This window comes from Armatimonadota bacterium (assembly GCA_016125185.1).
Lineage (GTDB): Bacteria > Armatimonadota > Fimbriimonadia > Fimbriimonadales > Fimbriimonadaceae > Fimbriimonas.
Genome location: WGMG01000006.1, coordinates 818,557 through 834,500 on the forward strand (window position 1 = coordinate 818,557; position 15,944 = coordinate 834,500).

The window sequence follows — 15,944 nt, forward strand, 5'->3', positions numbered from 1 at the left end:
ATAGTAATGATCGGGTTGTCCTTCGTCGTTGCTCAGGAGGCCGGTAAGGGACCCTGGAACATTCAGGCTTGTGACGCCCGAAGGTAGTCCCCAATTTGCCGGGTTTTGCGTTTAAGCTGACTGGGAATAACTTAGATAAGTCATTGATTATGCTAAAATCAGGCCCTAATGTCCGAATTGCGAACATTTCTTGAGATTCCTTACGACGAACTGGAGGAGCGAAATCTAGAGGCCAAAAAGAAGCAGTTAGATCGCGTCTCGGCCTCTGATCTGGAAAGCTACTACCTGAAGTATTTGGAGAAGGAAAAGGGCATCAAAGCAGTCACCGTCTGCTTTAGCGACCTCGAGGGCCGGTTCCACATGCTGGACTACGACAAGAAGTTTCTCCTGAAGAGCCACGACAACCTCACGTTCGACGGCTCGAGCATCCGCGGCTTCAGCGTGGTCAGCGAGTCCGACCTCCGACTCGGAATCGACTGGGGCTCGTTCCGATGGCTCCCGAGCGACATCTTCGGCCCGGGCAAGGTCATCGTTTTCGGCCTGATCCTGGATCGCGAAGGCAAGCCTTACCAGTCCGACTTCCGCGGACTTCTGAAGGAATACTCCGAAGAGCAGTTTAAGAAGAACGGCTACAACTTCAACCTCGCGGTCGAAGTCGAAGGCTTCCTCTTCGAAGGTCGCGGCGCCGAGCAGAATTTCCAATCGAGCGAAGGCTTCAAGATCGTGTCGAGCGGTGGCTACTACCACTCGCTTCCCAACGACCCGCTTCGCCTTTTCATCGACCGACTTGCTGAGGCTCAGCGAGCCCTTGGCTTCGAGAATGAAAAGGACCACCCGGAAGTCGCCCCGAGCCAGTTCGAGTTGAACTACAAGTACAGCGACGCGATGATCGCGGCCGACCAGATTCAGCTTTACAAGCTGACGGCTCGACAGATCGCCGCCAATATGGGATGCACCGCAAGCTTCCTTCCGAAGCCGATGGTTGGCATTAACGGTAGCGGCATGCACACGAACATGTCGATCTCCGACAAGTCCGGCAAGAACCTGTTCTTCGACAAGAAGGGTGAAGATGGCATTAGCCCGATGGCGATCGACTTCATCGACCGAATTCTCAACAGCGCCAACGATATTTGTTTGATCCTCAACCCGAGCGTCAACTCCTATCGACGTCTGGACCCGCACTACGAAGCTCCGAACCAGATCAAGTCGTCCGCTGTCGACCGAACGTCGATGATCCGAATTCCGTTGGGTAACGAGAAGTCTGCCCGTGTCGAGTGTCGAACGGTTGCTCCAGACGCGAATCCGTATCTGGCGTTTTACACACTCCTTCGAACCGGTCTGGAAGGCCCGATGACGGAGAAGATCACCAGCGAGACGCGACGAACGCGAACGCGGTTCCTGCCCGACAACATCTACGACGCAATCCGACTGATGAAGCAAAGCGACTTCATGGCTAAGCTTCTCGGCGACGAGAACAAGGAGAAGTACCTCGAACGAAAGCTCTCCGCTGCCGAACGAAGCCCGAAGGAGCTCGGCACCCGCGTCAAGACCGGCGAGATCATCTACCACCACGAGGTCACCAACCAGTACCTCTGGGGCAAGTTCTAAGCCGCTCGAATCTCAGTCTGCCCTTTGCCCCATTCGCACCGCGTTTGTAGCAAAGGGCTCTTTTTTCTTTACAATCAGGTTCCGAACGGTTATAGCCAATCGGGAATAATAATCATTCAAGGTTGAATTTTATGGTGAAAACAGGTACGGTACTCCCATGAACAAAGGTCTGTTCTTAGCATTGTTAGCATCGTTAGCCATCGTTGGCTGTAACTCCGGTGGAACAGAAGGCACCTCTTCGTCCACAACGGCCAATACTTCGGCCGATGGCACGACGAAGCCTGCCGGTGAAGTCAAGAAACTGGCCTTTGTCACGAACAACGCCAGCGACTTCTGGACCATCGCCCGTAAGGGAACCGAGCAAGCCGTGAAGGAACTCAACGGCGCCGTTTCGGTCGATTTCCGCATTCCGCAGGACGGAACCGCCGCCCAGCAGAAGGAAATCCTCGACAGCCTCGTTGCGGACAAGGTCGATGGCATTGCCATTAGCTGTAAGGACCCAGCAAACCAGAAGGATCTTCTGAACTCGGTCGCGGCCAAAACCCTCCTCTTCTGCCAAGACAGCGATGCACCGGACAGCAACCGCGTTTGCTATGTCGGTACCGATAACGTTGCCGCTGGCAAGATGGCAGGCGAAGAACTGATGAAAGCGCTTCCGAACGGTGGCAAAGTCATGGTCTTCGTCGGATCGAAGGACGCCCAAAACGCTCAGGAGCGATACAAGGGTCTCGAAGACGCCATCAAGGGTAGCAAGATTCAGATTCTCGACATTCGAACCGACGAAGCCGACCACGCCAAGGCAAAGACCAACGTGGCCGACACCATCGTCAGTACTCCAGACCTCGCCGCATGCGTAGGACTTTGGAGCTATAACGGTCCGGCCATCGTGAGCGCAATTCACGACGCGAAGAAGGAAGGCCAAATCAAGGTCGTCTGCTTTGACGAAGAAGCCGATACGCTGAAGGGCGTGAAGGACGGCGTGGTTTCCGCCACCATCGTTCAGCAGCCGTTCGAGTTTGGACGACAGAGCGTCCTGATGATGTCGAAGTACCTTGGTGGCGACAAGTCGGTGGTTCCGGCTGACAAAAAGGTCATCATCGAAACCAAGGCTATCACGAAGGACAACGTGGACGATTTCTCGGCCAAGTTGAAAGAGCTGACAGGAAAGTAGTGCTTCTCCAACTAAAGGGAATTACGAAGCGGTTTCCTGGCGTCGTCGCTCTCGAAAATGTGAACCTCGACCTCGCTGCTGGCGAGGTCGTGGCCATTATCGGCGAGAATGGCGCGGGGAAATCGACGCTGATGAAGATTCTCAGCGGCGTGTATCAGGCGGATGGCGGCTCGATTCAGTTCGAAGGCAAGCCTCTGACGCTGAGATCACCCAGCGATGCACTAGACAAGGGCATTCGCATCATTTACCAGGAACTGAGTGGTCTCGATAATCTTGATGTCGCATCCAATATCTTCTTGGGCCGCGAATACACGAAAGGGCCGTTCGTTGACCAGAAGAAACTGGTGGACCTCAGCAGGTCGATTCTCGAACGAGTGGGCCTGAAGGTTCTGCCCAGTACACTCCTGAGCCGACTTTCGATTGCCGAAAAGCAGCTTGTCGAAATCGCTCGGGCGCTCTCGCTGAAGGTGAAGGTCCTCATCCTCGACGAGCCGACCAGCAGTCTGACGCTGGAGGAAACCCATAACCTCCTCGCCCTGGTGAAGAGCCTCAAAGCCGAGGGCGTTTCGATTCTGTACATTACTCACCGGCTCGATGAGGTTCAGCAGATTGCCGATCGCGTCGTCGGTCTTCGCGATGGAAAGAACGCGGGCGGCCTTGCCCGCGAAGAGATCACGAAGGCGGCGATGGTGAAGATGATGGTGGGGCGAGACATCGAAAGGGCGAACTTCGAAGCCAAAGAAGGTGGAGAAGTCGTCATGCGATTGGTGGACTTCCGCACGACGCGTTATCCGGATAAGGCGATCAACCTCGACATTCGAGCCGGAGAAATCCTCGGCATGGCAGGCTTGGTTGGTGCCGGACGCTCGGAACTGGTGCGAGCCATCTTCGGGATCGACCCCTTTCAGGGGCGGATCGAAATTGGTGGCAAGGCGGTTCGAATCCGAAGTCCCAAGGATGCCATCCAATACGGCGTGTTTCTTGCGCCCGAGGATCGGCGGGGATGCGGCCTCACCGTCCAGATGTCTGTAAAGGACAACGTGACCATGCCGAAATTGGCTTGGCTTTCGACTGCTGGGCTGGTGCGCCGCCGCGATGAAGAGGCTTACGCCCGCGATTCGGTGGGCAAAATGAGTGTGAAAACCGCCAGCATTCACACCGAGATTTCGACGCTTTCGGGCGGCAACCAGCAGAAGGTCGTTCTTGGCCGCTGGATGGCCATGAATCCGAAGGTGTTGATCGTCGACGAGCCGACGCGAGGAATCGACGTGGGTTCGAAGGCAGAGATTTATGAAGAACTGAGGATGATCGCCTCAACGGGGACCGCGATCTGGATGATATCAAGCGACATGGAGGAAGTAATTAATGTCAGCGACCGGGTGGCCGTCATGCACGAGGGCCAACTCGGCGGTATTTTGGATCGAACGAACGTGACCGAAGAGGCGATAATGAAGCTCGCGACGGGAGGACACTAGCATGAAGCAAAGAGGAAAGGAACTCGGAATTTTCATCATCATCGTCGTGCTTCTGGCTTTCAGCTATTGGAAGAACCCCACCGTTCTCAGCTCCGATAACCTGATCAACACCAGCCGACTGATCGGCATCTACGGCATCATGAGCTTGGGGATGGCGTTCGTCATCATCACTGGCGGTATCGACCTCTCGGTCGGATCGGTGATCGCCTTGCTCGGCGTTATTTTGTCGATTCTGCTTGTGGACAAGAATGCGCCGCCATCCATCGCGCTCGGTGTCACTGTGCTTGTCGGCGCGCTTTTGGGTTGGCTGAACGGCTTTCTCGTCACGCGGATCAAGCTTCAGCCTTTCGTGGTGACACTTTGTGGACTCCTGCTCTTCCGGGGTTTGGCGCGGTTCATCAGCAACGACGAAACCAAAGGATTTGGCGACTCGCCCAGTCTAACGTGGCTGAAGACGCTGGCTACCGGCAACACGGTTTTCTCGATTCCGTGGCCGCTGGTTTTCATGCTGATTCTCAGCGTCGTGTTCTTCTTCCTGCTTCACAAAAGCACCTACGGCCGCTACCTATTCGCGAGCGGCTACAACGAAGAGTCGGCGCGGTACGCGGGCATCAATTCACGAAATATCATCTCGTGGGCGTATGTCATCTGCGGCATCACGACGGGCATCGCGGCGATTCTGTTTGCGTTCTACACCAACTCGATCAGCCCGTCGATGCACGGCAACTTTTACGAGCTGTACGCCATTGCGGCGGCGGTTCTCGGCGGTTGTTCACTTCGAGGCGGTGAGGGCTCGATTGTCGGCGTCATCCTTGGCACGACACTCCTGCTCGTCATTCGAAACTTGGTGACGATGCTTCACATTCCGTCGAGCCTCGAGTTCGCGGTCATGGGAATCGTGATCTTCGTGGGCGTTTTGGCCGATACGCTGTTCCGCAAGAAAGCTTAACATCGGTTCTGGCGTATCCCTGAGATAGACTACATATCCTGCCCCGCAACTTTGCGAGGCGGGATATTTGCGTAGGACAACCAAATGGACATTACCGATAAGGCAAAAGAAGCGCTGGAGAAGGGAAAAGATGTGGCGGAGCACGCTGCCGACAAAGCCAAGGAACTAGGCGGAGAAGCCCTCGATAAGGCAAAAGAGATCGGCGGAAAAGTTGCCGATAAGACGAAGGAGGTCGCAAGCGAGGCGACGAAGGAAGGCAGCTTCCTTGACAAGCTGAAGGACAAGGCCGAAGAACTGACTGGCATCGATATCAATCGAGACGGCAAAATCGGCGACACGCCGATCGAGAAGAAAGACTGATTTTATGGCCCTCTGTCCAGAGGGCCAACACCTTCCACGGAATGAATTGGATATGCTTATTCCGTGGTCTCCATAGCCCTCCTTCTCGCCGGTGTCGCCGGTCAAACTGACCTTCCTGCATACCAATCGATCAACTTTGACGACAACTGGCGGTTTGCCCTTGGCAACGCCGCCGACCCGGTCAAGGATTTTGGCTTTGGAAAAACAGGGATGGGCTACCTGGCCAAAGCGGGCTCGGGCGAGGGACCGGTCAACGCTGGGTTTGGCGACAGCAAGTGGCGGCTCATCGACTTGCCCCACGACTGGGCGATCGAACTTCCGTTCGACCAAAACGCCGAGGGTGGCCACGGCTACAAGGCGATTGGGCGCGACTACCCGCAGAACTCGATCGGGTGGTATCGCAAGACATTCGAGGTACCGGCCGACCTACTGGGCAAGCGCGTTTCGCTTCACTTCGACGGCATTTACCGAGATGCCCGCGTCTGGTGCAATGGCACGTTCATCAAGCGCAACGAGTCGGGATACATCGGCTTTGACTGCGACCTGACCAACATGCTTCGCTACGGTGGGAAGAACGTCGTCACTGTGCGCGTTGATGCGAGCGAATTTGAGGGCTGGTTCTACGAGGGAGCCGGCATCTATCGCCATACCTACTTGAATATCAACGATACGGCAAGCTTGGTGAAGGACGGCCAATTCCTGATTCCATCGGTGCGGGACAAGAATGGAATCGTCGATTCCAAGCTAGAAGTGCGCAACATCGGCGACAAATCGCGACGACTGCGAACAGTGCTCTCCGTCGATGACCCAGAAGGGAAGCGGCTGGCCAACATCACGACGGAATTCGACATTAAAGCAGGCGAAACGAGGCTCCTAAACCCGGAGATTGCGTTACGTGCGCCCAAGCTATGGTCAATCGAAGAGCCAAATCTGTACGTCGGTCGCGTCGAGCTTTTCGATGGCGACAAGAAGATCGATGAGTATCAGAGCAAAATCGGATTCCGGACGGTGGTTTGGGACGCCAACAAGGGCCTGACGATCAACGGAAAGTACGTCAAGATCCAGGGCACCTGCAATCACCAAGACGCGGCCGGGGTCGGCATTGCCCTACCGGATCGCCTGAGCTATTGGCGCATCGAGCAACTGAAGAAGATGGGTTGCAATGCATACCGAACCAGCCATAATCCACCGACACCGGAACTACTCGACGCCTGCGACAAACTAGGAATGATCGTCCTCGACGAGACCCGTGCGTTCGGTGACTCTGAGGAAGCAAGGAGTCAGCTCACTCGGATGATCCGACGAGACCGCAACCACCCTTCGGTCATCTTCTGGTCCATTGGCAACGAAGAGTTTGCCTTGAACGGAACCGATGAGGGCGAGCGCATGGCCAAGGACACGACCAAGCTTTGCCACGAACTCGACCCGACACGCCCCACGACCTATGCGGGCAACAACGGAGCCGAATATCACGGCATCAACGCCGGAGTCGACATCCGCGGATTCAATTACGGCCTGCCGCAGGCGGATCGCTACCACGCCGAGCACCCGACTCAACCGGTCCACGGAAGCGAAACGGCCAGCACGACCACCACGCGCGGAACCTATATCGACGACTACAAGAACGGGCGAGTGAGCGCCTACGACGGCCGCAAGGTCGGTTGGGGCTCTGGTGCCGAAGAGTGGTGGTCTTGGGCCGCTCAGCGCGAGTGGTTCATGGGTGGTTTCGTTTGGACCGGCTTTGACTATCGCGGCGAACCGACGCCGACCGGCTGGCCGACGATCAACAGTCACTTCGGCATCATGGACACCTGCGGCTTCCCGAAGGATATCTACTACTACTATCAGTCGTGGTGGACCAACCAGCCCGTGCTCCACATCCTTCCGCACTGGAATTGGCCGGGCGATGAGGGTAAGGAAAAGAACGTTTGGGTGTTCTCAAACGCGGATGAGGTGGAACTGTTCCTAAATGGCAAGTCGATGGGACGGCAGAAGATGCCCTACACCAGCCACTTGGAGTGGAAGGTGACCTATCAGCCCGGAAAGCTGGAGGCGGTGGCGTACCGCAAAGGGAAGGAAGCCGAGCACGAGGTTGTGGAAACGACCGGTGACACGGACTCGATCAAGATTTCCGCCGACCGCACGGCCATCGCGGGCGACGGGAAGGATCTCTCGGTTGTCGATCTGTACGGGCTCGATGCGAAGGGGCATGTAGTCCCAACCGCTGATGACAAGCTGGAGTTCTCAGTCGAAGGTCCAGGCAAGATCATTGGCGTCGGAAACGGAAATCCGACGTGCCTGGAGCCCGACGTCTACACGCCGACGACCTACAGCGAAGACCTCTCGACCGGTTGGCGATACTCGAAAGTGACCGGCTCGCCTGAAGGAAGAGCCGACGTGGCTCCGGGCTTCGACGACTCCAAGTGGGAGTTGATCGATACGTGGGAGAACCAGCACATGGCCCCGAACTCTCTGGCCATCGTCCGCAAGTCGTTTGAGGTCTCCGATCCGGCCAAGTGGAAGTACATCGACATCGGCGCGATCGACGACGAAGGGTGGATCTACATCAACGGCAAGCTGGTGAAGACTACGAACGTTTGGAACGAAACGTACCAGTTGCAGACCGAAGGTCTCCTGAAGCCAGGTACCAACCATATTGCCATCGTCATCAAAAACAATGGCGGTGACGGCGGCTTTAGCAAGGGAGTCTCGCTCAGCGGAGTCACGATGCCGGCGTCTTGGAGCCGAAGCTTGTTCAACGGTTGCGCGCAGGTGATCGTCCAGTCGACGGGCAAGGGAGCGATCATCTTGCATGTAAATTGGAAAGGAAAGACCTACAATCAGACGATCCAAGCCAACTAGCGCCGGAACGGCTTGTAATTTTGCCGGGAAGGGGTAATACTTTCGTCATGAATCTCTCAAGGCGAGACGTTCTGGTGGGAGCGTCGGCGATGACGCTATCAGGAATTGTAATGGGACAAAATAATCCGCAGAAGCGACTGGTCGTTGGCTCGGGTGAGCACACGTACGAGGTCTACCATGACTGGATCCAGCCACCGATGAACCTAGCGTGGGGCGACACCCACGGCGTCACCACCGACGCCCACGGGCACATTTACATCGCTCACACGGTCGGCTCTGGCAGTATTAGCAAAGACACGATTTGCGTGTATGACCAGAAAGGGAAGTTCATCCGATCTTTTGGCTCGGAGTTCGCCGGCGGTGCGCACGGTCTCGACCTGAGAAAGGAGGGCTCAGAGGAGTACCTCTACATCTGCGATGTGAATCGCCACGTAGTGGCCAAATCGGACCTGAACGGCCGCATCCTGTGGGAGTTCGGCGCTCCGAAGGAATCCGGTAAGTACGACAAGGGCGAAGCTTGGAATCCGACCAACGTGGCCTTTGCGCCCAATGGCGACTTCTTTGTCGGCGATGGCTACGGCTCTAGCTATATCCATCGCTACAACAAGGACGGGCAATACCTGAGAACCATCATCGGTCCGGGTTCGGACCCTGGTCAGGTGAAGTGCCCGCACGGGCTTTGGGTCGACGATCGCGACAAGGACAACAAGATGCTGGTCGTGGCAGACCGAAGCAACAATCGCCTGCAGTACTTCACGCTCGAAGGGACGCACATCAAGTTCGTGAAGGACCCAGTGCGCCAGCCGTGCCACATCCACTTTAACCACGACCTCATGCTCGTTCCCGACCTTGCGTGCCGCGTGACGATTCTCGATGGCAAGAACGAGGCTGTGGCCCAACTGGGCGATGGTCAGGGTGACGGCGAACTACGCGGCGCTCCGCGCGAGAAGTTTGTGCCGGGGCACTTCGTCCACCCGCATGGTGCGGCTTGGATCAACAAGCGCGACATTGTGGTTGTTGAGTGGGTCCCTCAGGGACGAATCACGCTCCTCAAGAGGGTTTGAGGCCACAACAAAAAAGCCCCATCCAAATCGGATGGGGCTTTTTTGTATTGAATCTTACTTGCCGGTGTACGGCTTGGTGGGCTTGCTGGCCTTACCCGTCGCGCTGGCCTTGACTCCGGCCTTGGCGGCTTCCTTCTTCTCGTCGAAGCCCTTGAACGAGAGCTTGTGTGCGCCGTAGTACATGCCTCGGAATCCTCGCGGTCCGCCCCCTCGGTCAACGGCGTGGCAGTAACTACAATTCTTCTTTTCTTTCTTGGCGTAGGCGGGCCGAGCTTCGACCTGGATGGTCGAGACGGCGAACGCAGCGGTGATGCAGATTGCGACGATCAAGCTCTTCATGTTGCTTCCGTTTCCGGTCCTCCATTGTAACCGAAGATCATTATTATTGGACGGTAATCAGCAAAAAAGAGATGTAAATTGGACAATCGCAGAAAGTGACACTTTTGCCTGGAAGTTTCCCGCGCGCGTACGGAACAACAAGATTAATGAGCGCTCTCCCGATCCATCAGTTGCCGGTGCAGGAACAGCAGGATGCCGAAGTTATCTACTTGGTCGTCCCGCCTACTGTTGAGGCTCCGATGGCCGCGCCTCGGCCGTTCTCCCTGGCTGAGCGCGCGTCGCTGTGGATGATGGATTTTCAGGCCCGATCACGAAGCGCTTCCGACAAAGCGCTGGCGATTTCGTTCGCCGTCTTTGCCACATTGGTGATTGGGCTGTGGGCGTACAACGTCAAGTCGGCGTTTGGGATCGACATCTTCCCGCATCAGCATCTTGAGAACTTCGCTCCGTTGCCCGGTTGGCAACGGTAGCTACATCCGCTGGTCGATCGCGACGACGAGAATGTCGACGGTCTTGAGCTGTTTCGCGATTTCGAGCATCAGTGAGCCCTTCAGGAACTCCTGAATCTTGGTTCGCTCGCTATGACCAAGGATGATCTGCGAGACGTTGTTCTCTTGGACGTACTTGATGATGGCGTCGGCTGGTTCGCCTTGCAAGATTTCGGTCGGAATGCCGAGCCGCTCGCACAGTTTGAAATCGTCTTCGAGGATTTTCTTTGAGGTCTCCGGCAGTTTTGGCTCTTCGACGTAGACGGCACGGACTTCGCCCTGCATTTTGCGGCCGATCCGCCAGCCGCGGCGAATAACGCGCAGGGACGACTGGGTGGGAGAAATGCAGATGAGAATCTTGTCGCTGGTTTGCCACGGTCGCGCAATGCGCTGTTGTCGCCGCCAGGCGATCAAATCTTCGTCCACCCGGCGAGCAACCTCGCGCATGGCCATTTCGCGGAGGGCATTGAGAACGGCTTCGCTGAAGTATCCCAATAGGGCCTTGTCGATCTGCTCAGTTGGCACGATTTCGCCGCGCTTGACCCGATTGCGTAGAGCCTGCGGCGTGAGGTCCACCAATTCGACTTCGTCGGCTTGGTGGAACATGCGATCGGGAACAACGTCCTTGACTTCCTTCCCGGTGATTTCAAAAATGTCATCGTTGAGGCTCTCCAGGCTCTCAACGTTCATGGTGGCGATGACGTTGATGCCGCTGTGGAGAATCTCTTCGGCGTCCTGCCAGCGATAGGCGTGGGCCGAGCCGGGCACGTTTGCGTGACCAAGGTTGTCGATCAGGACCGTGTTCGGATGCCGCTGAAGAATCGCTGGAATATTGATTTCGCTTCGCGTCTTGCCACCGTATTCGAACGAGAGTGGCTGAACGTAATCCAAGCCGGAATTAAGGTCCGCATTGACGATTAAACGGTCTTCTTCGGAGAGGATGGCGACGATACAGTCCTCACCTCGCGCCTTCCGGCGTCTGGCCTCTTCGACCATGACCTTGGCTTTGCCAACGCCAGGCGCGTAACCAAGGAAAATCTTAAGTTTGCCGGGCATGCCTTACTGCGCGACCGCCACGCTGACCATCGAGTCGATCCATTTCTGGATGTCCTTCGTCAAGTTGTCGATCACGATCTTGGAGGTTCGCGGAACCCCGCCACTAGTCTTCAATTCATTAGCCACGGTTTCCTCACAGATCGCCTCGAAGAAGCGCCCGCCACAGGGCACGTCCTCGCTGTCGATGTAGGCACGAATCAATTCTTGAATGTAGGCGGGCATGACCACGGTGAGGGTCTTCATACCGCCGGGGGTGGAGACTTCGAACTTGCAGGTGAGGTCGCCAAACTGCTCATCAACCTCTTTCTCCTTGAGCTCGAAGGAGGTCCCGTTCACACTTTGACGGCTGAATTCCCGGCACACAGTGGTAACCGGTGAAAGCTTGCGGTCGCGCTCCAAGGCGGATCGGACAGCATTGCGCAGGGCGTCGGGAGTGAAAGGCTTGCGCAGAAAGTCGGTTGCGCCCTTATTGATGGCTTCCAGGGCGGTTTCGATGCCGCCGTAGCCGGAAACGATCAGGACCTTGGCCGAAGGATCTCGGCGCAGAATCTCAGCCTCTAACTCGATGCCGGTCATTTCAGGCATCTTGTAATCGGTGATGACTAGGTCGTAGTTGGCGCCGTTGCCGTAAATACCGAGAGCTTCGCGGGGATTATCCGCGGTTTCGACGGAATAGCCTGCGTTTGCAAGCACCAATTCCATCATTTTCAGAATACAGGCTTCGTCGTCAACGACGAGAATCTTGGAGCTCAACTATCCTCCGTGCGGTACCCATACATTTTGGTTGCTGCCAAGTTTATTTACGCCAGACAGACCCCAAAGGTGATGGCCTCCAAAGGGTTATTATGGTCCAACGCGTCCCGGATATAGATAGGGATACACCGATAAATTACCCCCGGTGGGAAATTTGACCGACATCGGAGACCTGGCATTATTGCGGGGTAAAGGTCATCACCAGGTTCAAATTTCCATTCTCGCTCGTGACGACGGTCTTCTTGGTGTGCCGACGTAAAACTGCGCGCACAAAGTCCATTTCGTCGTAGTGCTTAGCGTCGATTCCGGCTTTTTTGGCCAAAACCGAGCTGTACGCGTCAGCTATTTCGGGCCGCAATTCGACGCCTCGGGAGGAGAGCGTCACGACCCAGTCTTGGTCGATCTTTTCGTAGTTCAGATCGAAGGTGGTGACATCTTGTTTTCGGCTGAGTTCCGACATCCAGTTGATGAGCGCCAAGCCTAAGTCGTCGGGCCAACCTTTGAGTTGGATCATGGAGCCGGGAAAGCTGGCGATGGTCGAGTCGCCATCGCCGATTAGTCTTGCGAAGGCGACTACGTCTTTCAGTTCGCTTGCCAGGTCAATGTCGAGTTCGACCAGAGAGCGCTTATTGCCCGTTATGTACTCCTGCGTGTGGGGCCGGTGAAGCGAGGCCACCGTCATCCGGGCAACTGCCTTGCTCAATTCCTCAAGCTCCTCTTTGCCCTTGAGCTCTTTTTGAAAGCGTCCTGCTATCGCCATCGCAGTCGGCATTGCCAGTGAGTGCTGAAGCAGGCTGTGGAAGGAATCTTCTTTGTCCATGCCAAAGAGGTCTCTGAATAAGATGGGAATGAAGAGGATGCAGATACATCCAAAGACGAGGAACAGAATCCGAAACATTTTTCGGATTTGGGCCTGACTGTCGATGTTTTCATCGAGCGACGATTCTGCTTTGTCGAGTACCTGTTTCAGACCCGTGTCAGTTGGAACAACCTGACCCACCAAGATGCCGCGAGCCATAGTCGCATCACCTTTTTCGAGCGCACTCGAATACGCAACGATGGCTTGGTGGAGAGGGTCGAGGAAGACCAAGATTCGAGCTTTCTCGTTCAGCGTTTTGATCTTGGGGATTGCATCAGTGATCATAGCGTCGGCGTCGGCCAAGCGGGGCAGGGGAGTCGAGGGGAAAGTCTTGGCGATGTTTGCCGCTTCTGAGATCTGTTTCGAGGCGGCGGACAATTTGCCGAATAGAATTCCCAATTTCGTCGCTTCGCTCTTTTCTTGAGGCTGAAGGGCAGTCATGATCCCATACAAAATGAGAAAAATTACGAAGCAGCCGATGGCGGCAAATCGCAAAGTCCTGGCATTGAGGAAGGCTTGAACGTATTTCATGAATATAAATTCCGGTCGTCTATTCTAAGGACTGCGGGAACCTTCCTACAAGGGATACACTGAAGCAGACGTGAAAGTGATTCGAATTCTCGTCCTGTGCTCCACATCTGCGTTGGCGTTGTGTGGGCTCGCCATGGTTTACATGGCGTCAGTCAGGGGAACGTATGTCCCAGGGGTCAACCTCATTCAGACCCGGCATGCGGTCACCCCCGAAATGGCTGAGCAGGTCAAGAAGCTGGATCGCAAGATCGGCAAGTTCTTTCAACTGCCCGATACTTCGGGCAAGCCGGTCGCCATCGGCGGCCAAGGGCCGAAGCCGCAGTTCATCTACTTCGTGAAGAAGGGATGCCCATGTAGCTACGATGCCGAACCGATTTTCCACAAACTGTACGACCAGTTTGCGGGCAAAATCGACTTCATTTCGGTGACCGATGCCGACATGGCCTCGGCTAAGCAGTGGGCGAAGGACCTTGAGGTTCCGTATCCGGTGGTGGCCGACCCGAAGATCGATGTAATGGAAGCCTACGAGGCTCCGGCGGCGACGTACATCTCTCTGCTCGACCAGAACGGCCTCATCGTGAAGCGATGGGCCGGGTATTCGCAGGACTACCTGAAGGAAATGAATGAGGACATGTCGAAGCTGATCGGCGAGCCCGCTCGACCGTTCGACGCGCAGTATGCCCCCAAGATCAAGACAACGGGCTGTGCGTTCGATAACTACCAGGAAACCAAGCAGTAAGAAAAGATTTGGCCCGGACGAAGGGATTCGAACCCCCAACCCTCAGTTCCGAAGACTGATGCTCTATCCGTTGAGCTACGTCCGGGTGCGGTAAGAAAATATACCCAGTCGGCGGCCCTGATTTCTACAGGGCTGTGTCGTTAGAAACTCGCTGGAATACCAGAGATTTTCCCAAATCACTAAAGAACCTTACGGGTTTTCCGATATCTGTTTCTGTAAGGGGAATACGGAAATGCAAACGTTACTGAATCCAATTTTGGGGCTTGACAGCGAGTTTCCGGACAGCGTTTACGTGCTCCATCATGTTTCGAGCAAGCGCTACGGATGCTATTGCCACCAAAACGTTCATGGCTTGGCATGCTTTAGCACGGAAAGCGGAGCGGCTAAGTTCGGCCAGTTTATCGACCTGGACGGCCTAAAGATCGTCGAACTCACTTTCGACGAAGCGCGCGAAGTCGCAAAGGATCGACCGATGCCGGTTACGGCGGTCATGTTGCTCGACAATATGAGCGATCCTAAGATTCACTACATCCGCTAAGAGACGACGTTTTTAGACCGTCAGGAAGCTCCCGGGCCTAGCCAAGGCATCGGGAGCTTTCTTGCTTTTGAATCCAAAGACCCAGGTTTGCTCGTCTGACTAATAATTCCAGCATATTTTAGGTATATGGTTACTCAAACCTAAACTAAACTTAGGAGAATCGTGGAGAAGCGGATATCCCTGATTGCGTATATTCCTGTCGGCACGTCCGACCGGCTTGACTACGTCGGCGATACGATCGAGAGCATTTATCATAACTCGCCGGACGACGTGGTCGTGATCCTGATGGACGATTCAGGAGCGGCCAATCACGGCGAAGCACTGAAGGTCCGCTATCCCAAAGTGCACATTTTCAAGACTGAGCCTCGGTACCAAGGGAAGGGACTCTCGGGTCGGCACGCGTACGAGACGGTGCGTCTGTTGAAGTACGCGTGTGAGAACTTTTGGTTCGATACGATTCTTCGAGTGGACAGCGATGCGCTGATCACGGGGCATAACATTCACCTTTGCCTGCAGGAGATTTTTGAGCGATATCCCAACGTTGGAATGCTGGGACGGTATTGGATCAATACAGAGGGATATCGGATTCACCGCGGTGAGAGCGCCTTTTTGATTCGCCGTCTTCAGCGGCTTCCGTTGCGGCTGGCGTTCTTCCGAGGCGTCACATGTATGAACCGGATCATTCGGCGGGCGGAGCAGAACGGGTACGTTTTCGGCGAGTTGGTGCTGGGCTGCGCGACGGCCTACAGCTACGAGTGCGCGTTTAGGATGGCCAAGTTCATCGACCATTTCAAGGGTTTGCGAGGTTTGCGCGGGTTGGCGGAGGACTACTTTACGACGATGTTTGTGAAGTACGTCAACATGGATTTGGGAAATGCGGGGCATCCCGAAGGGCCGATGGCGGTCGATTTGAAAGGGATTCCGTTTACGCTGGAAGAGATCGTCGCAAAGGATAAGAAGATCATCCATTCGATCAAGAACGATGATCGGTATACGCAGGATGAGATCCGGGCGTTCTTTCGAGCGGTTCGGGAACGGGAGCGATTTGATATTGTTGCGCATCGTGTGGTGGCGTCTTCGTTTGGCGATGAAGTCTCACTAAATTAAGATTTGGCACGTTTTGGCACAGCTTTTGCATAAATATGCAATTTC

14 protein-coding genes, 1 tRNA gene and 1 pseudogene are annotated in these 15,944 nt (G+C 55.4%); 11 read left to right on the forward strand and 5 right to left on the reverse strand.

The features are described 5' to 3' along the window. Positions 1-168 precede the first annotated feature (168 nt). The 7 genes and pseudogenes from GC165_11715 (at position 169) to GC165_11745 (ending at position 9,489) form a co-directional block, all read left to right on the forward strand. Positions 169-1,608, forward strand: coding sequence for a glutamine synthetase (locus GC165_11715; protein ID MBI1333532.1), 1,440 nt, complete (start codon positions 169-171; stop codon positions 1,606-1,608). A gap of 157 nt (positions 1,609-1,765) precedes the next feature. Next, entirely contained in the window at positions 1,766-2,779 is a 1,014-nt protein-coding gene (locus GC165_11720; GenBank protein ID MBI1333533.1) for a substrate-binding domain-containing protein, read from the forward strand. Continuing rightward, on the forward strand, positions 2,779-4,254 hold the full coding sequence (locus GC165_11725; GenBank protein ID MBI1333534.1) for an ATP-binding cassette domain-containing protein: 1,476 nt from the start codon (positions 2,779-2,781) through the stop codon (positions 4,252-4,254). The genes GC165_11720 and GC165_11725 overlap by 1 nt, the downstream gene beginning before the upstream one ends. Position 4,255: 1 nt before the next feature. After that, a complete protein-coding gene (locus tag GC165_11730) occupies positions 4,256-5,203 on the forward strand; it encodes an ABC transporter permease (GenBank protein MBI1333535.1) in 948 nt (315 codons plus the stop codon). 84 nt (positions 5,204-5,287) lie between these two features. Next, positions 5,288-5,500: pseudogene (locus tag GC165_11735) on the forward strand (hypothetical protein). A 126-nt stretch (positions 5,501-5,626) separates the two neighbouring features. After that, entirely contained in the window at positions 5,627-8,425 is a 2,799-nt protein-coding gene (locus tag GC165_11740; protein MBI1333536.1) for a DUF4982 domain-containing protein, read from the forward strand. Positions 8,426-8,472: 47 nt separating this feature from the next. Beyond that, the gene (locus GC165_11745) at positions 8,473-9,489 is read left to right on the forward strand and encodes a hypothetical protein (protein ID MBI1333537.1); all 1,017 of its coding nucleotides are present in this window, start codon (positions 8,473-8,475) and stop codon (positions 9,487-9,489) included. 54 nt (positions 9,490-9,543) lie between these two features. Here the strand turns inward: GC165_11745 and GC165_11750 are convergent, their stop codons facing one another. Continuing rightward, on the reverse strand, positions 9,544-9,828 hold the full coding sequence (locus tag GC165_11750) for a hypothetical protein (protein ID MBI1333538.1): 285 nt from the start codon (positions 9,826-9,828) through the stop codon (positions 9,544-9,546). 146 nt (positions 9,829-9,974) lie between these two features. Between GC165_11750 and GC165_11755 the strand changes: the two genes are divergently transcribed. Continuing rightward, positions 9,975-10,298 (forward strand): hypothetical protein, encoded by a 324-nt coding sequence (locus GC165_11755; GenBank protein ID MBI1333539.1) that lies wholly within the window; start codon positions 9,975-9,977, stop codon positions 10,296-10,298. On the opposite strand, the gene GC165_11760 is transcribed toward GC165_11755, so the two are convergent. From GC165_11760 to GC165_11770, 3 genes are all read right to left on the reverse strand, one after another. After that, entirely contained in the window at positions 10,299-11,372 is a 1,074-nt protein-coding gene (locus tag GC165_11760; GenBank protein ID MBI1333540.1) for a sensor histidine kinase KdpD, read from the reverse strand. A 3-nt stretch (positions 11,373-11,375) separates the two neighbouring features. Next, a complete protein-coding gene (locus GC165_11765) occupies positions 11,376-12,125 on the reverse strand; it encodes a response regulator (GenBank protein MBI1333541.1) in 750 nt (249 codons plus the stop codon). A gap of 178 nt (positions 12,126-12,303) precedes the next feature. Next, on the reverse strand, positions 12,304-13,515 hold the full coding sequence (locus tag GC165_11770; GenBank protein ID MBI1333542.1) for a hypothetical protein: 1,212 nt from the start codon (positions 13,513-13,515) through the stop codon (positions 12,304-12,306). Between the two features lie 70 nt (positions 13,516-13,585). Here GC165_11770 and GC165_11775 point away from each other — a divergent pair, with 70 nt between their 5' ends. Then, positions 13,586-14,254, forward strand: coding sequence for a redoxin domain-containing protein (locus GC165_11775; protein ID MBI1333543.1), 669 nt, complete (start codon positions 13,586-13,588; stop codon positions 14,252-14,254). A gap of 9 nt (positions 14,255-14,263) precedes the next feature. On the opposite strand, the gene GC165_11780 is transcribed toward GC165_11775, so the two are convergent. Continuing rightward, positions 14,264-14,339 (reverse strand) — tRNA-Arg (locus GC165_11780). Between the two features lie 147 nt (positions 14,340-14,486). On the opposite strand from GC165_11780, the gene GC165_11785 reads away from it, so the two are divergent. After that, positions 14,487-14,792, forward strand: a complete 306-nt coding sequence (locus GC165_11785; GenBank protein MBI1333544.1) for a hypothetical protein — start codon at positions 14,487-14,489, stop codon at positions 14,790-14,792. Between the two features lie 162 nt (positions 14,793-14,954). Next, positions 14,955-15,899: a hypothetical protein gene (locus GC165_11790; GenBank protein MBI1333545.1), complete on the forward strand. Its 945-nt coding sequence runs from the start codon at positions 14,955-14,957 to the stop codon at positions 15,897-15,899. Positions 15,900-15,944 lie beyond the last annotated feature (45 nt).